Source organism: Marinobacter sp. (assembly GCF_048266785.1).
Lineage (GTDB): Bacteria > Pseudomonadota > Gammaproteobacteria > Pseudomonadales > Oleiphilaceae > Marinobacter.
This window is the reverse complement of record NZ_JBLWYX010000003.1, coordinates 329,262-345,936: the sequence shown is the minus strand read 5'-3', so window position 1 is coordinate 345,936 and position 16,675 is coordinate 329,262. Positions and strand designations below refer to the sequence as shown.

Annotated in this window: 16 protein-coding genes and 1 pseudogene; 8 read left to right on the top strand and 9 right to left on the bottom strand. The window is 54.0% G+C overall.

Annotated features, from left to right (window positions below):
* Positions 1 to 2 precede the first annotated feature (2 nt).
* Positions 3 to 278, top strand: coding sequence for a DUF2160 domain-containing protein (locus ACN0V1_RS07110; RefSeq protein WP_417544328.1), 276 nt, complete (start codon positions 3 to 5; stop codon positions 276 to 278).
* A gap of 214 nt (positions 279 to 492) precedes the next feature.
* Positions 493 to 2,241, top strand: coding sequence for an ABC transporter substrate-binding protein (locus ACN0V1_RS07105; RefSeq protein ID WP_417544327.1), 1,749 nt, complete (start codon positions 493 to 495; stop codon positions 2,239 to 2,241).
* A gap of 35 nt (positions 2,242 to 2,276) precedes the next feature.
* Here ACN0V1_RS07105 and ACN0V1_RS07100 read toward each other — a convergent pair whose 3' ends face one another.
* Positions 2,277 to 3,527 carry an ABC transporter substrate-binding protein gene (locus tag ACN0V1_RS07100; RefSeq protein WP_417544326.1) on the bottom strand — a complete coding sequence of 417 codons (1,251 nt, stop codon included), beginning with the start codon at positions 3,525 to 3,527 and terminating at the stop codon, positions 2,277 to 2,279.
* Positions 3,528 to 3,772: 245 nt separating this feature from the next.
* Here ACN0V1_RS07100 and ACN0V1_RS07095 point away from each other — a divergent pair, with 245 nt between their 5' ends.
* The 5 genes and pseudogenes from ACN0V1_RS07095 to ACN0V1_RS07075 all read left to right on the top strand — a co-directional run.
* Entirely contained in the window at positions 3,773 to 4,303 is a 531-nt protein-coding gene (locus tag ACN0V1_RS07095) for a methylated-DNA--[protein]-cysteine S-methyltransferase (protein ID WP_417544325.1), read from the top strand.
* A gap of 247 nt (positions 4,304 to 4,550) precedes the next feature.
* On the top strand, positions 4,551 to 6,311 hold the full coding sequence (locus ACN0V1_RS07090) for a PHA/PHB synthase family protein (protein WP_417544324.1): 1,761 nt from the start codon (positions 4,551 to 4,553) through the stop codon (positions 6,309 to 6,311).
* A gap of 365 nt (positions 6,312 to 6,676) precedes the next feature.
* Positions 6,677 to 7,015 (top strand): phasin family protein, encoded by a 339-nt coding sequence (locus ACN0V1_RS07085; protein WP_417544323.1) that lies wholly within the window; start codon positions 6,677 to 6,679, stop codon positions 7,013 to 7,015.
* Positions 7,016 to 7,132: 117 nt separating this feature from the next.
* Entirely contained in the window at positions 7,133 to 7,453 is a 321-nt protein-coding gene (locus ACN0V1_RS07080; protein WP_417544322.1) for a TraR/DksA family transcriptional regulator, read from the top strand.
* Positions 7,454 to 7,534: 81 nt separating this feature from the next.
* Positions 7,535 to 7,767: pseudogene (locus ACN0V1_RS07075) on the top strand (SLC13 family permease); the annotation flags it as partial.
* A gap of 102 nt (positions 7,768 to 7,869) precedes the next feature.
* Here ACN0V1_RS07075 and ACN0V1_RS07070 read toward each other — a convergent pair.
* The 3 genes from ACN0V1_RS07070 to ACN0V1_RS07060 form a co-directional block, all read right to left on the bottom strand.
* Positions 7,870 to 8,901 (bottom strand): polysaccharide deacetylase family protein, encoded by a 1,032-nt coding sequence (locus ACN0V1_RS07070; protein WP_417544321.1) that lies wholly within the window; start codon positions 8,899 to 8,901, stop codon positions 7,870 to 7,872.
* Positions 8,898 to 9,443, bottom strand: a complete 546-nt coding sequence (locus ACN0V1_RS07065) for a DNA-J related domain-containing protein (protein ID WP_417544394.1) — start codon at positions 9,441 to 9,443, stop codon at positions 8,898 to 8,900. Before ACN0V1_RS07065 ends, ACN0V1_RS07070 begins: the two co-directional genes overlap by 4 nt.
* Before the next feature lie 145 nt (positions 9,444 to 9,588).
* The gene (locus ACN0V1_RS07060) at positions 9,589 to 10,251 is read right to left on the bottom strand and encodes a TetR/AcrR family transcriptional regulator (protein ID WP_417544320.1); all 663 of its coding nucleotides are present in this window, start codon (positions 10,249 to 10,251) and stop codon (positions 9,589 to 9,591) included.
* 72 nt (positions 10,252 to 10,323) lie between these two features.
* On the opposite strand from ACN0V1_RS07060, the gene ttcA reads away from it, so the two are divergent.
* Positions 10,324 to 11,244 (top strand): tRNA 2-thiocytidine(32) synthetase TtcA, encoded by a 921-nt coding sequence (ttcA, locus tag ACN0V1_RS07055; protein WP_417544393.1) that lies wholly within the window; start codon positions 10,324 to 10,326, stop codon positions 11,242 to 11,244.
* Between the two features lie 20 nt (positions 11,245 to 11,264).
* Here the strand turns inward: ttcA and ACN0V1_RS07050 are convergent, their stop codons facing one another.
* The 5 genes from ACN0V1_RS07050 to ccoG are packed head-to-tail and all read right to left on the bottom strand — an operon-like array spanning position 11,265 to position 16,673.
* Positions 11,265 to 11,954, bottom strand: a complete 690-nt coding sequence (locus tag ACN0V1_RS07050; RefSeq protein WP_417544319.1) for a sulfite exporter TauE/SafE family protein — start codon at positions 11,952 to 11,954, stop codon at positions 11,265 to 11,267.
* Positions 11,951 to 12,181, bottom strand: a complete 231-nt coding sequence (gene ccoS, locus ACN0V1_RS07045; RefSeq protein ID WP_417544392.1) for a cbb3-type cytochrome oxidase assembly protein CcoS — start codon at positions 12,179 to 12,181, stop codon at positions 11,951 to 11,953. The genes ACN0V1_RS07050 and ccoS overlap by 4 nt, the downstream gene beginning before the upstream one ends.
* A 50-nt stretch (positions 12,182 to 12,231) precedes the next feature.
* A complete protein-coding gene (locus ACN0V1_RS07040; protein ID WP_417544318.1) occupies positions 12,232 to 14,682 on the bottom strand; it encodes a heavy metal translocating P-type ATPase in 2,451 nt (816 codons plus the stop codon).
* Positions 14,679 to 15,194 (bottom strand): FixH family protein, encoded by a 516-nt coding sequence (locus ACN0V1_RS07035; RefSeq protein ID WP_417544317.1) that lies wholly within the window; start codon positions 15,192 to 15,194, stop codon positions 14,679 to 14,681. The genes ACN0V1_RS07040 and ACN0V1_RS07035 overlap by 4 nt, the downstream gene beginning before the upstream one ends.
* 48 nt (positions 15,195 to 15,242) lie before the next feature.
* Positions 15,243 to 16,673, bottom strand: a complete 1,431-nt coding sequence (ccoG, locus tag ACN0V1_RS07030) for a cytochrome c oxidase accessory protein CcoG (RefSeq protein WP_417544316.1) — start codon at positions 16,671 to 16,673, stop codon at positions 15,243 to 15,245.
* Positions 16,674 to 16,675 lie beyond the last annotated feature (2 nt).

Below are 16,675 nucleotides of genomic sequence, written 5' to 3'. Positions count from 1 at the left end.
ATATGATTGCCTGGATGAACTGGACACCCACTGTTGTTGTATTCTTTGTGGTTATCGCAATGATTCTTGCGGCCATGACCGTTTATGAAATCGTTTCTCCCTGCACCGAGCGCAAAGGTTTTCTGCCCATCGAAACGACACGGGGAGACCGGTTGTTTATCGGTTTGCTGTCCGCTGCATACATACATCTGGCGTTCCTTGCCGTTAGCAGCATCACGCTCTGGGTTGCATTAGCAGTGTCTGTGGTGTGGCTTTTGGTTCTTTTGCGGTGGGGCTGAATGCAGCTGAATACGCGGTTTCACAGTCCCTTTGAAAAAGGAGTCTAAAAGGTTGTAAAGAATTCGAAACCGAACTAATTTTCAATCTATGATCGAAAACAATCATAAGGTCGGTCTCGAACACACAAGGCTTTACGACCCAAACGCTGTAACAAACCCAAACGGAGCGCGGTCTTGCTTCGCTCCATTCACAACAAGGTAAACGAGGTTGGATATGTTCAATAACAACAATTATCCGAAGACCCTGCTACTGAGCGCTGCCATCGGTGCGATCAGTATGGGGCTGAGCCTGCAGGCGGGCGCTGATCAGTACTCAGACGCTGCTGAAAAATGGGTAAACGACTCTTTCAAAAAGTCTACCCTTACCAAAGAACAACAGATGAAAGAGATGGCGTGGTTTACCAGAGCTGCGGAGCAGTTCCGGGGCATGGAAATCAATGTTGTTTCCGAGACCATTGCCACCCACGAATACGAATCCAGTGTTCTGGCCAAGGCCTTCTCTGAAATCACTGGCATCAAGCTCACCCATACCCTGATTCAGGAGGGTGATGTCATTGAGAAGTTGCAGACCCAGATGCAGTCTGGCCGCAACATCTACGACGGTTATGTGAACGACTCCGACCTCATAGGCACGCATTTCCGGTACGGTAAAGTGGTTGCCGTTGAAGACATAATGAACGGTTCCGGTAAAGATCTTACTCTGCCGACTCTGGACCTTGAGGACTTCATTGGTCTTGATTTCACCACAGGCCCTGACGGAAAGCTCTATCAGCTGCCGAGCCAGCAATTCGCCAACCTTTACTGGTTCCGCGCCGACTGGTTCGAGCGTGAAGATATGAAAAAGCAGTTCAAGGAACTCTACGGCTATGAGCTGGGTGTTCCGGTAAACTGGTCGGCGTATGAAGACATCGCAGAGTTCTTTTCGGACCATGTTAAAGAAATAGATGGCAAGAAAGTCTACGGCCATATGGATTACGGCAAGAAGGATCCATCCCTGGGATGGCGCTTCACCGACGCATGGTTCTCGATGGCGGGCGCGGGTGACAAAGGGCTGCCGAACGGCTTGCCAGTTGATGAGTGGGGTATTCGCGTGGAGGACTGCCATCCGGTAGGTTCCAACGTCTCACGCGGCGGTGCTACGAATGGCCCAGCTGCTGTTTATGCGACCACGAAGTATGTCGACTGGATGGAAAAGTACGCGCCGCCAGAAGCCACGGGTATGACCTTTTCCGAATCCGGCCCGGTACCCGCTCAGGGCAATATCGCTCAGCAGATTTTCTGGTATACGGCGTTTACGGCCAGCATGATAGAAGATGGACTGCCAGTCGTTAATGATGACGGCACTCCGAAGTGGCGAATGGCACCTTCTCCGCGTGGTCCATACTGGGAAGAGGGCATGAAGCTGGGGTATCAGGACGTAGGTTCCTGGACTTTCCTGGATTCTACCCCCGAGAAACGTCGTCTGGCAGCCTGGCTGTACGCCCAGTTCACGGTGGCTAAAACCGTGTCTTTGGAGAAAACCATTGCAGGTCTGACCCCGATTCGCGAATCCGATATCAACTCGGATGCGATGACTGAAATGGCGCCGAAGCTTGGTGGCCTGGTTGAGTTCTACCGCAGCCCAGCGAGGGTTCAGTGGTCACCCACAGGCACCAACGTGCCGGATTATCCGAAACTGGCTCAACTCTGGTGGCAGTACATTGCCCAGGCAGCAAGCGGCGAAGCAACACCGCAAAAAGCGCTGGACGGCCTTGCCGATGCTCAGGACCGTGTAATGGAGCGGTTGGAGCGGGCTAACGTCATGCCGAACTGCGGTCCGAAACTGAACGAGCCACGGGATCCGCAATACTGGCTGGACCAGCCCGGCGCACCCAAGCCTAAATTGGCAAACGAAAAGGTACAGGGCCAAACCGTTCCTTATAACGAGTTGCTCAAAACATGGGAAGACGCTCGCGAGAGCTGATTTCTGCTGTTTTGCTCACCAGGTCGCAGGTAAGCTCACAAAGTCAGTGGCTTGCCTGCCTCCCTGCGACGCACTTCCCACTCTTCCCGGGTCTGGGCTGCATCGTCGCCAGACATCGCCTCGACAATGCGGAAGTAATCCGAACCATACTCGTCGGCCATGATGGTGTCCCGGGGTTTGACTTTGACCACATACACAGACTGTATGTTCTGGTGGTCAAAATCACGCCAGTACTGTTCGTCTTTCAGGAAGATGTACCTGTGCCCCTCAAGTGAGCGGATCACCGCCCGGGTATTGGTGGTACCGACGCGTTCCACAGCACTCTTGTATTGATAAACAATGCTGTAAGCCGATGCCGCAGCGGTGGAGGGCCGCATTTCATAGCGCTTTGAAAAGGCTTCAACGAACTCTTTGCCGCGTGGGTAGTCCAGTTCATAGGGCACATTCCACACCCACGGGCTGCCGCCGACGATGCCCTCCATAATGGTCGGGCCAACCTGCCGCGCCATACCCAGAGTCAGGTTGGGAACAACCACCTGCATCTTCTTGGTTAGGCCCATTTCGTACGCCACGTTAAGGGCGCGAACCATGTCATCACCAAACAGTACCAGCATCAGCACTTTTGCACCGCTTGCGTCGGCCTGCTCCAGGGCATTCTGGAAGTCGTTCACCAGGGCACGGGGAAAGGGTGTTTTGACACCAGGGTGGCGTTTAGTATCTTCCGTGTCGGAGAATTTGCGCACGGACTCCTCAACCGACCAACCCCATGTGTAGTCTGCAGTAATGTAGAAATAGTCTTCACTGGCGTGGTTGCGTTTCAGGTACTGGCTGAGAACCTTGGCCGTCATCCACGCATTATAGGGCTCCCGGAACATGTGGCTGTGCGCCGCACGTCCGGTAGTCGCGTTGGAATAGGTGAGGGTGCCGAAATAGATCCGGTTGCGCTCGCGAGCGGCATTGCCAGAGGCGATTGCGACGGAGCTGGATACGCCACCGAACACCATTTGAACGCCTTCGTTATCAATCATTTCGGCGGTGTTTTCTGCGCCTTTGGAGGGCTCTCCGCGAGTGTTCCTGATAACCAGTTCCAGACGCTGCCCCATAACGCCGCCGGCTTTGTTGATTTCATCCACCGCCAGAAAAGCACCCAGTCTCTGTTGCAGACCCTGATCTTTATACCGGCCGGTCTGCGGGTAATTCAGGCCGATTTTCAGTGTTTCAGCGGCAACTGTACTTGCGGCGAGCAATAGCAAACAGGCGGTCAAGAGTGCTTTTCCGGGTGTCATAATGGCTCCTGCTACAGGGCACGGCCAAGTGTTTGGCACTCAGGTCAGTACTCTGAACGTTGTGGTTAATGTATCGGTGGGCGGAGGGTTAGTTTCTTTTCCGGGGCTGCATCCGGCAATCAGACTAAAGTGGGGATTTGCGTAAAAAATTGTACGTTTGCACCCTCACTGACATGAGTCATACTGCATTTTCTGGTGTCGAAAGCGACTGAAAAAACCGGGGAACCGAAACCGAGGAGCCTTCCATGACGGATAAGAATGCACAGGACGAAACGATCACCTGGCAGACAGGCCATTGCTACCTCGGTGAAGTTCTGGTGGCGCGCACACCAGGCGGAGTTTGCGCTGTGCTACCGGGGGAGACTCCGGAGGAGCTGGTTACGGAACTGGCCAGTCGGTTTCCGAGTGCCACACTCGAGCATGCAAACAACTCCAGAGTTGAGTGGTTTACCGATGTTATGAGTTATCTGATCGACAGCCGCAAGCCACTTTCAGTGCACCTTGATCTCCGTGGTACAGACTTCCAATGCAGGGTCTGGCGCGCGCTGCGGGAGATTCCGTCTGGCAGTTCGGCAAGCTATGGCGAAATTGCGCAACGCATGGGCATGCCTAGGGCGTCACGCGCTGTGGCGGGAGCCTGTGCGGCCAACCCTCTGGCCGTGGTCGTGCCGTGCCATCGGGTACTTCGCAGTGACGGCAGCCTTTCCGGCTACCGCTGGGGTGTAAAGCGCAAGCAGTCCGTATTGAGTCACGAGCAAGGGTTGTCTGAGCGTTGATGGCTCGCAGTGAGAAGCGGTTCACAGTGAATGTGTGCCAGAGTGCAAAATAAAACTCACCACAATAAAGTCTTTTCAGAACTTACCCCTATTTAGAAGAGCCTTAAAGTATGTCAGTCGCAGACACCCCGTTGGATTCGATGTATCAGGGATTATCAATTAATATAAATAGGACACTGGAGAAAGCATTCGCTTGTTCAAGCGCGGCCTTACTTCTCTGGCCGACTCACAAGGAGTATGGATTGTCATGAATAAATCCTTTAAAGCACCAATCTTGCACCTGTCAAGTCCACTTGCCCTGAGGATGCTGGATCGTACCAGCAAGGCCAACATGGCCGGCCTGACTCAGGGGATTACGCCTGCCGGCTTGTCCACCGTGATCTTTGAGTGGCTCGCCCATCTAGCCATGTCCCCCGGTAAGCAACTGCAACTGGTGCAAGAGGCGGGCTTCAAGACCGAGATTCTGCTGCGCTATATGAGCCAGGCTCACAAGGCATCTGATACGGAGCCCTGCATTCAACCGGCGTTAGAGGACAGTCGCTTTACTGGTGAGGCATGGTCCCGGTGGCCCTTCAACGTGATGTCGCAGGCGTTTCTGCTACAACAGGAGTGGTGGCAAAATGCCACCACGAATATCGACGGCTTGTCGAAATCGACTGAGAAGGCAGTGTCGTTCACCATGCGACAGATACTCGACCACATGGCGCCTTCTAATTTCCCCTGGCTCAATCCCGAAGTGATCGACGCGACCCGGGAGCAGGGAGGCAAGAATTTTGTGCGCGGTTGGGAGAATTTCCGTGAAGACTTGCGACGCAGACAGACCGACTGCGCGCCCGTGGGCACTGAGGCATTCAAGCTTGGCGAAAACCTGGCCACCACCCCGGGCAAGGTGATTTACCGCAACCACTTGATCGAGCTGATCCAATACACTCCGACCACGAAGAAGGTTTTCGCAGAGCCTGTACTCATCGTGCCGGCCTGGATCATGAAGTACTACATACTCGATCTGACCGAGGAAAAGTCCCTGGTCCGCTATCTGCTGGATCAGGGTCACACGGTCTTCATGATTTCCTGGCGCAACGTGGACTCGGAGGATCGCGACCTGGGCATGGCGGATTATCGGCGACAAGGCCCTCAGGCGGCTCTGGACATTATTTCGTCGATTATGCCGGAGCACAAGATTCACGCCGTAGGCTATTGCCTGGGAGGCACGCTGCTGACCATCCAGGCCGCCGCCATGGCACGGGATGAAGACAACCGCCTGGCCTCGATCACCCTGCTGGCCGCCCAGGTCGACTTCACGGAGTCCGGTGAAATAGCGATGTTCATTTCCGAAAGCCAGGTCGACTATCTTGAGAGCATGATGGAAGAACGTGGTTATCTGGATGGCCATCAAATGGCTGGTGCTTTTCAACTGCTGAACTCCAACGATCTGGTGTACTCGCGTATGGTGCGCGAATACATGCTGGGCGAACGCCAGCCCATGAGCGCTCTGATGGCCTGGAACGCCGACATCACCCGTATGCCCTATAAAATGCACTCGCAGTATCTGCGGCGGATATATCTCAATAACGACCTGGCTGCCGGGCGTTATATTGTTGGTGATCGCCCCATCGCCATCACCGACATCTCGGCACCAATCTTCTCCGTGGCCACCAGTAGCGACCACGTCGCGCCCTGGCGCTCGGTTTACAAAATCCACCTGCTGTCCGACGCCGACGAGGTTACATTTTTGCTCACCAATGGCGGCCATAACGCCGGGATCGTCAGCGAAATCGGGCACCCAAGGCGCACCTATCAGGTCGAAACCCGCCCGGCGAGAGAGAACTACGTCGACCCTGATACCTGGCAGGAAAGGACACCCAGCCATCAGGGCTCGTGGTGGCCGGCCTGGCAGGCCTGGCTGGCAGAACGCTCGACCAGGGAGCAGGTGGCACCACCCAAGATGGGTGATGGGCGCTACAAACCCATAGCCGATGCACCAGGTACCTATGTGTTGCGGCAATAACGTGTTGCAGCAATAACGCTCTCCTCGCCGCCGCCGGCCGCCGTCACCCGATGGCGGTGGCCGTGATACCGGTGCGGGCCTCCTCTGGACCACTGGGCTTATAACGACCGAGTGGAGCTAACAAACACTGCCCCACTCTTTATTGTAAAAGCTCTTGATCTGCATCATAAATATTGAAGGTTTAATTGACGTTTACCCAAAATATCCAATGCAATTCCATTAAATTACCTGTACTTTGTTACTAAAAGAAAATATATGTTTTATGTTTACTTGCTTTCTTTATATATGTCGCTTTTAGGTATGTACGTGTATGTAGTAATCCAGTAGTAATTATGTAAATGGTGTAACCATAAGGAGCCATCATTATGATTAACAACATGTTTAAAAGAGTGAGCCGTTTGAGCGCGACGGTTCTGGAGCAATTTGGCAAAGCTGCAGAAATGCAGATGAAGGCGTTTCAGTGCTATTCCGAGATAGCTTTGAAACCAGTCATGAAGGCTTCAGAAGTTCGTGATGTAGACGGTTTGAAAAATCTGACATCTGTACAGTCTGAGACTTTGAAAAGCTTGAACGAGCAATTTACTGCTGACATGAAAGCTTGGTGGAATTATTTCAACGAAGCTCGTGAGCAAGTTCAGAAGGCCATTTCCGGCGCAGGCGAACCTGCCACGCAGAAAGGCAAAGTCGGCGCGCAAAAGAGCTGATATCGCCTGAATTCAAAAAATAGTATTATTTACGGTCGATTAGGCTTCAGTGTCTGACCGGCCGTTTTTGGTTGAGAAAGATTGCACGCTGGATTCTGAAAAACCGGGAGATGTTACATGCGCAATCGCAAAGCGGAACTTGAAGTGCTGAGAGGCGATCTGACCTCGCGGCTGGAACGTTTTGAGGCACATCAACAGCGTAAAGATGGCGCTCTGGACAAGGACTCTGAAGAGCGGGCGCAACAGACTCAGAATGATGAGGTCGTTGATTCGTTGGAAGAAGAAACCCGGGCTGAGTTGGCTCAGATAAAAGTGGCACTTGAGCGCATTGAGCACGGCAAGGGTGACGAGTGTGAAGTCTGTGGTGAAGCCATTGACCCTCGAAGGCTTCAGGTGCTGCCTTATACAACGGTTTGCGTTGGCTGTGCTGAAGACTGAGCTGATTTCAGGCATCATTCTGCCCCGAAGGTTCTGAAGCGGCGAAGCAGAGGGTGTGCATGTCCGAACAACGACAGATGACAGATTGCCGGCTTCATGCTGGCGACAGCCTTTCTGAGTATGTGGGTCAGCAATACCGCAACCGCAATTATGATGCCCCCATAGCCTACTCTGCCAGTGTTGGCGGTATTGCCACGCTGATAGGGACACCTCCCAACGCGCTGCTGGCGGCCTATCTGAGTGAGACCCAGGGGATTTCGGTTGGGTTCGCCCAGTGGATGCTCCTCGGTGTTCCTGTCGCTTCGGTTATGCTGCCAGTTGTGCGTTCATGATGCCGGTTGCGACACCACCCTAACGCCATTGTGTTCTCCAGCGGACACCTGCAAATAGGCGATATGATCCGCGCGGTAGTCGGTTCAGTCTTCCGGTTGGCTAAGGTCCAGCCACTGCTGTGACAGCCAGTAAAAACTGCCTTTGTCATCAGGGTGCGTGCAGTTATAACGGAACCTCCGGCTGTTGAAGGGTTTCGGTGCCTTGACGCTTATTCCGTCGTCAGAGGCCTCAAATTCTATGCGCCCCATGCCTGAGGCGAAGCAGGTGAGGTGGTTGGGCTTAATCTCTTTCGTGAGAGGCAAGACAAGTGTTGGCGGGTTAGCTGTCATGATGCCATTAGGCAAGAGGCTCGTGTCTATTGGGAACGCCTTGCTTTTCAGCTTGTCTTTGAGGCCGTTTAGCTGTCCGTAGGCATTGGCCATGGGAAATCTGGGCAAGCGGGTTTGCCCGGAAAGCGGGCCCATAGCCCCGGACTGCTGCCCGAACCCATACCAGCCCCGCTTGGCCACCTCGGCCTCGAGAGCTTCGTCAAACTCGCCATAAGGGTATGCAAACAGGGGCAAGACAGTTTCGAATCTTTGTTGCAGCTCCGTCTGTGCGGAATCCAGGCTGCGGGTTATCCGTTGTTCCCAGTCTGCTTCTGCCTCGCCCGGCTTTCTGGCGAGGTGGCCGTGCCCGGCACTGTGATTGGCAATGCCGACTCCGTCGCGCGCAGCCAGCTCTTCCAATTGTGCCCAGGTCATATAGCCATGGTTTCCCACGGCAGCTGTATCTACAAAAATGGTATAGGGCAAACCCTGATCCCGGAGGATGTCTGCGCCCTGGCTGTAAACCGACTCATAGGCGTCGTCGAAGGTAATGGCGATATGTTGGCGCTGCGACGGGTTATCAGAAAACAGGTTTTCTGTTGCGCTATGCAGATCAACAACCTCAATATCCAGCTCCCTGATCAAATCGAGCTGCGCTTGGAACAGGGACGTAGAGGTACTGGTTGAAGGCGGCGTCGCGTCACTGATGTGATGGTACTGAAGCACCACAAGGTCGGCTCTTGCAGGAACACTCGCCAGCACGAGATAAGACAGGGCCGCTGATATCCAGAATTTATGTGTTCTCATGCCTGCTCCATCATCTGACTGAAATGCGCTTTAAGAATGGCAAACGCCTCGTTGAGCGCCTGGATTGAGTCCTTATCACCACCGCGATCCGGATGGGCTCGCATCACCGCGCGACGAAACGCCTGTTTTGCCACAAGGAAACTCTCAGGGACTGCATCGAAACCGAGCCTGTTTGCTGCTGCCAGAACTTCCGGTCCGGACGGCCCGGTGTTTTGGTAGCCTGCCCAGAACCTGTCCATCATCTGCTGAATGGCATCCTTCGGGAGCTCATACTGGGACAGGTCGAGATAGAAGCTGCGAAGGTTGTCTACCGTGCCCGGCAGCCCGCTTCCGCCGATTGTATCCTGGCGTTCGATAGTAATCCGCATGGGCGAGATAGTCAGGTTTTCACCGGTCTCTGCCAAGGTATCCCTCAGACGATATAATACGTGGAAAAGCAAAAAGTGCGTTGGATAGAGTTTTTGCGGGTCCTGAAAGTCAAGATTTCCAAAAAGCCACCAGGGTGGACTTTGCAATCTCTTTATCAGGTTGAGCTCGTCCATGCCATCTGGCGAATCGCGGAGTTCATGCTCTACAGCTACAAGCAGATGCTGGATTTGCTGTTCCAGTATCGCCTCAGATTGAATTAACGATGTTGGCTCTGAGTGATGATCTTGGGACGCCGGCTTATTCTCCATGAGGCTAATGTTAGGGTAGTCGCCGCCGACAGGGAAGGGCTGATAGCCGGGAGAGTCCGCCGATAAAAAGAGCCGTTGAAAAACGGGTGGCCATCTCGACTTCGTCGTCGCCTTGCTCCGGGTGCAGATGCACTCGTTCTGCAACCATCAAGCCGGTCTCGTAGGCAACGCCAAAAAACGCGGCGCAAAGATAGTCTTGGTCAACATCTGGCAGAACTTTCTTTTCAATGGCGTCTCGCACGTCATCTTCAAGCGAAATCATGATCAATCCGAGTATGCCGGAGCCAAACAGCTCTTTCAGCGCACGATCGTTACGATGGGCCAGTTCATAAACCAGTGGATCCCTTGCCGTTGCGCTGTAGAGTGCCTGATAAGAACGACAGACAAACTCTTCCGCGGTCTTGGCAGAGCGCCGGGAGCGGCTCAGATTGTTATTCAGACTACTGAGGAATTCTGTCAGCAGCGCTGCAAAAATATCCTGTTTGCTGTTGAAATAATTATAAAATGTACCTGAAGCCAAATGGGTACGCTTGATGAGGTCGCGGATGGTTGTGTTCTCATAGCCTCGCTCCTGAAAGCAGGCGCGTGCGGCTGACAGAATGGCTTGGCGGTTGCGCAAGCTGTTCTGCTGTCGTTTTCCCATGGGTTCTGTGTTTGAGCTCAACATATCCATGTCAGCGTCCTGTCCCTGAAATGATGGGATGCGTATAATCTCATGAACATTCCCCCAATGAACATGGTTGATATGCCCGAAGCGATAACAGCAAGCTCCAATAGCACCTCTAGTTCGGTATACGAGCGTTCGCAAAAATCAGAGCAGAATAAATTGCAAAAGCGTTTGCGCCGGGAAGCAGGCCAGGCTATTGCAGATTTCTCGATGATAAAAGCGGGTGACAAAGTAATGTGTTGTTTGTCCGGAGGCAAGGATTCATACGCCATGCTGGACATTCTGCTCAACCTGCAGAAAAGCGCACCGGTTTCGTTTGAACTGATTGCCGTCAATCTGGACCAGAAGCAGCCGGGCTTTCCGGAAGAAGTCCTGCCGGGATACCTCGCTTCGATGGGTGTTGAATACCACATCATTGAGCGAGATACCTACAGCATCGTCAAGGATAAGGTTCCGGAAGGCAAAACCACCTGTGGGCTATGTTCCAGGCTGCGTCGCGGCATTCTGTACAACTTTGCGGAAGAGCACGGCGTTACCAAGATTGCGCTTGGGCATCATCGTGACGACCTTCTGGAAACCTTGTTTCTGAATTTGTTTTACGGCGGAAAACTCAAAACCATGCCGCCGGTACTGCACAGTGATGATGGTCGGAATACCGTCATTCGCCCGCTTGCTTACAGTCGGGAGAAAGATATCGCTCGTTACGCAGAGCTCAGACAGTTCCCTATCATTCCCTGCAACCTCTGCGGATCCCAGGAAAACCTGCAACGCCAGGTTATCAAGGAAATGTTCCAGCAATGGGACGAGCAGCACCCAGGCCGGCTTGAAAGCATGTTCGGGGCTTTGCGCAATGTTGAACCCTCCCACCTGGCAGACACGAACCTGTATGATTTCCGTGAAGGCAAACGCTTGGGAGATTCAGACCCGGTTGTTCAAACCGCCATGCCGGCGCAGGACCCCGAGAGGAATTTTGGTCGCCTGGATGTTCTGAATATCTGACAGTCCGGAAAGGAGCCGGCCTAACTCATGACCAATGCCATGAGCGGCAGAGTCCACAGCCCGAACAGTATCAGCAGGGCACCGGTGAATTTCCGGAACAGCTGATTGCTTTTTAATCCGTTGATCCAGCTTGCTGCATAACCGGTCGCCAACATGGAAGGCAGAGTTCCCAGCCCGAAAAACATCATGGTGAGTGCCGCTGAGCCGACAGTAGGTTGCAAGGCGGCCCAGCCCAGTGTGCTGTATACCAGTCCACAGGGCAGCCAACCCCAAAGCGCTCCAAGTGCAAGCGCCTGGCCTGCGTTATTGACTGGCAGAAGCCTGCGCGTAATGGGCGAAAGCCGCCTCCAGAGCGGCGCTCCGATGCGCTCTACATAACGGATGCCCTGCCACCATTGCCCCATGGATAACCCCATGAAAATCAACAGAAAGCCCGCGATTGACCGCAGAACAAGGCCCAGCTCCGCCCATTGATTCGCGGCCGATGTGCTTAATATTGCAACCAGCGTTGCGATTAACGCATAGCTTGCGATTCGCCCGGAATTGAACGCCAGTAGCAGCAGGGACTGGCGCAGACGAAAGCCCTTTCCAACCGGTAGCGCCATGGAAAGAGATGCGCTTATTCCTCCGCACATTCCGAGACAATGGGTGCTGCCAAGCGACCCGATGAGAAACGCACTGGGGTAGCTGAGATAGAGTTCCGGGTTCATGAGCGGCGAGGTTCGTCCTCAGGGCTATTCTCATGCTCACCGGCCTGGCTCTCCGCCTGTTTCGGCTTGTCCGTGCGCGCGTCTTCCGGGATCATGTCTTTGTCGTCGTCGTAGAGAATCCGGTGTGCCGGGCCTTCAAGGTCGTCGTACTGGCCATTTTTAACGGCCCACGAGAACAGCAAAATGCCCATCACCACCAGGATCAGCATCACCGGCACCAGGAACATTACGATTTCCACGGAATAAACCTCATAGTTAAAGCCAGTTGTTCACGGTATCAGGGCGTGGCTTGTACGCCAAATTCCTGTGCTCTGTCAGGATTGGCGGAGCGGGTTTTCAAACCAAGACGCAATGCGTTGAGTACAACAATCAGCGAGCTCAGGGACATGCCGATGGCGGCGAGCCAGGGCGGAACCATGCCGGCGGCCGCAAGGGGCAGGGCGCAGACGTTATAGACAAGCGCCCATGCCATGTTTTGGCGAATAATTTTACGCGCACGGCGGCTGGTGTTTAGCGCTTCTACCAATTGCATCAGTTGCCCATTGAGCAAAACCGCATCGGCTTTGAGCTGAGTGAGGTCGGCCGCAGTCCCCATGGCCACCGAAATGCCAGCACCAGCCATAGACGGAAGATCGTTGAGACCGTCGCCGACCATCATTACCTGGCGCCCTTCAGACCGCAGACGGTTAAGAACGTTCAGTTTCTCTTCCGGCGACGCCTGGCCAATAGCTTCATCAATGCCCAGCATGTCAGCAATCTGACGCACGTGGCCGGACCGGTCGCCGCTCAGCAGCAGTGTGCGTATGCCCGCGTCCTGCAAGGCTTTGACCGCTTGCGCAGCGTCTTCCCGGGGCTGATCATCAAGCCGAAAGCTGGCCAGCCATTCATCTTCAGAAGCCAGCCATATTTCCATGCCCGAGTGCACTTCAGACTCAGGCGCCTGAGCGCTTGTGTGTTGCGCAACAAAGGCCCTGTGGCCAATGAAGAACCCGCGGTCACCAAACTGACCAGAGAGCCCTCGGCCCAAATGGTTGTTCACATGGTCGATGGCCGCCGCCGGGCGGTTGTGAAAGACCCGGGCGATAGGGTGCTCCGAATGTTGCTCCAGACCCGCGGCAATTCGCAGGCAGGTGTCTTTATCTTTACTGCCGACAACACGGGTATCGATCAGGCTAAGCTCACCCTTTGTCAGGGTGCCGGTTTTATCGAAGACTACCGTGTCTATGGTGTTCATGGACTCAAGCGCATGGCCGCGGGTTGGCAGAAAACCCAAACGCCGCAATTTAATGGTCGCGGCGGTAATCGCAGTAGGCGTCGCAAGGGACAGGGCGCAAGGGCAGGTCACGACAAGAACCGAAAGCGTTATATCGAAGGCGTTGTCAGCGCCTGCCAGCCACCACCCAACCCAGACAACGGGTGCAAGGATCAGAACACGTCCGACAAACTTGCTGGCGATGCGGTCAGCCATGCGCGCCACCGCTGGCTTTTCTGACTGAACGCGATCCAGTATCCGCAGAATACCGGAAAGGCGTGTCTGGGCACCGGACTTTTCCACCTGAACGTCCAATGGATTTTCACCGTTGATACTTCCGGCGTGTACGGTGTCTCCCGGTACCCGGGTTTCCGGCAGGTACTCGCCTGTAAGTGCGGATTCATTGAGAGTGGACTGGCCCCGAAGAATCACGCCGTCAACGGGTAGGGTTTCGCCGGGTCTGATACGAACCACGTCGCCCGGTTTAACCTGGTGCGCTGGAATAATTTCTGTGTCTTCACCGTCCACCCGGGTTGCTACCGTGGGGTGGAATCCCGCCAAAACGTTACTCGTAAGCCCTGCGCGATACCTGGCTTGCACTTCAATGTAGCGCCCAAGCAACAGAAAAAATGTAAACATGCTGACGGATTCAAAATACACCTCTTCACCGCCCATGACAGTGACCCAGGCGCTGGCGAGGTATGCAAGCCCTATCGCGATGGCAACCGGTACATCCATGGTAAGATGCCGGACCCTGATATCCCGCTGTGCGTTGCGGAAAAAGGGCCCTGCGCTGTAAAACACAACCGGAGTGGCTACCAGCAGGCTGAACCAGCGGAAAAATGACACAAACTCCGGCGAAAGGCCGCTGCCCACCTCAAAATAAAGTGGAAAAGCCAGCATCATGCTCTGGAAGGTGCCAATGCCGGCGACGGCCAGTCGAATCAACATGGAACGGTGTTCCGCCTTCAGTTGCTCCTCGACAGCATCTGACTGATAAGGGCGGGCAGTGTAGCCAAGTTCATGAATAGCGATCAGTAAATCGCTCAGGGCAGCCTTGTCCTGAGCCCAGACCAGTCGCGCCCGCTGGGTTGTGTGGTTCACAGAGAACGAGAGTACGCCCGGTTGCTTTTTGAGGTGGTTTTCCAGCAACCAGATGCAGGCAGCGCAAGTGATTCCGCCAATCAGAAGTTGCGCTTCCTGGCCGCCTTTAACCGGAGAAACGAAGGCTTGCTGCACAAGGGGGTGATCCAGCTCTCTGAGCCGGTCCAACTCGGAGTCTGTCAGCTGGCGGGGTGTGACAGCAGTCTCTGTGCGGAGCTGATAAAAACCGGTCAGGCCCTCGCTGTGAATGATTTCACAAACAGCCTTGCAGCCCTGGCAACAGAAAAAACGGTCTTGCCCATCGAGTTCAAGCGTAATCGGCGGCTCACCATCAGCCGGTTCGCCGCAATGGAAGCAATCCAGGGGGGTCACCCTTTTGCAGAGCCTTTGGAACCCATGTGAAGATCGCCTTCGGAGGGCAGCCAGGCTTCACCTTTAAGGCGCCACTGGTTGTCTGGTCCGCGGAGTTCGTAATACCAGCGACCTTCAATATCCTGCAACATGGTGCCGGTATAATGGCCGTTGCCGTCATTCTGAAACTGAATGGTACGATCGTTCTGCGCCAGCGTCGGGTGGAACAGGTTAAGTATCAGATAGGGATAATCCGCCGGGCCCTGTTGAGTTGTGACGTTCAGCAGAAGATTACGGTTTTCGAACGCCATGTCAGCGCTCAGCCCCATCTCTGCAGCCGCTTGGTCACGGGCTATCTCAAGGTTAATGCCTCTACCTTCTTTCGAATAATCGTCGCTAACCATCGTATCTTTCATGTTCGACGCTACAACCAGCATGAACATGCTAAAGGTGATTGCGGACAGCGGAGCTATGGTCAGGAACCAGAACCAGGGCTGCCTATACCAGGGTGCTACGGGTACTTCGTGATTCATATTGCTCAGTCTCGTCTTTTAAAGGTAACCAACAGTGACCCCGACGGATCACTGCGTTGGACCGACAAATCGGCTTTCGGTTTCCAGCTTCAGTGAAGCATCCGTTTCAGACTGTGCATGGAAGATTATTTCGTTATTTGATTGTGGGATGGATTCAGGCGGAACATCCACCACCGTTGGCAGAGAACGGTTTTCGCCGCTGTCTACGTTTATCTGAGTCTGAGTCAGAATACGGATACCATCCAGACCTTTGACTGACAGTTTAAAGGTCTGCGGAACTTCTGACATGTTGACTATTTTCAGTGTATAGGAGTTTTCAATGCGCCCCTCACCGTTAAAACTGAACAGTGCCCCGCGATCTCTCAGTGCGTCCATCTGTGCTGGTACGCGAGTCGCGACCACAAATATGATTGCGGAAATCATGGCTGTGAGAACCGCGCCATAACCAAACGTACGGGGTCGCAGCAATTTCGACGGCTTGCCTTCGAGCTCGTTCTCGGTGGTGTAACGAATCAGCCCGCGCGGGTAGTTCATTTTGTCCATGATTTCATCGCAGGCGTCGATGCACAATGCACAACCGATGCATTCGTACTGGAGGCCGTCCCGGATATCGATGCCGGTAGGGCATACATGAACACACTGTCCACAATCGATGCAGTCGCCAAGGCCGACCTCTTCCGGTTTTACGTCTTTTCTGCGGCCTCCGCGGGGCTCGCCACGGTTAGGGTCGTAGGAAACGATGCGTGTATTCGGATCAAACATCACCGACTGGAAGCGGGCGTACGGGCACATATACAGGCACACCTGTTCGCGCATCCAGCCAGCGTTCAGGTAGGTGGCTATGGTAAAAAATGCGACCCAGAAATAAGCCCAGCCGTTGGCCTGGAAGGTGAAAATGTCGACGGTAAGCTCCCGTATAGGATAGAAATACCCTATAAATGTAAGCCCGGTCAGCAAAGAAATAATCAGCCATATAAGATGCTTAGTTGTTTTCTTTACAATTTTCTCTGTGGAGTTGGGTGCCTTGTCCAACTTCATACGTTTGTTGCGGCTGCCTTCGATTCGCTCTTCAACCCACATAAAGATAAACGTCCACACTGTCTGAGGACAGGTGTAGCCGCACCAGACGCGACCAAACAGGGTGGTAATAAAAAACAGGCCGAAGGCGCTGATGATTAACATGCCGGAGAGCAGGAAAAAGTCTTTTGGGTAGAATGTGGCCCCGTAGAGATGGAATTCCCGGGCAGGCAGATCAAAGTGAATCAGCGGGTTGCCGTCCAGTGTCAGCCAGACAAACAGGAAGTACATGCCCATGAGTAGCAAAAGGCTGACAGTCCGGATGCGTTGGAAGAGGCCTTTAACTTCCTTCGCATAGATTTTCTTCCGGCTGGCGTACAGGTCTACGGTTTCAATTTTCTGATTTTTGCCCGAAGGCTCCGAGGAGGGGTCGACCTGTTTGACCGGAATTTCATTACTCATGA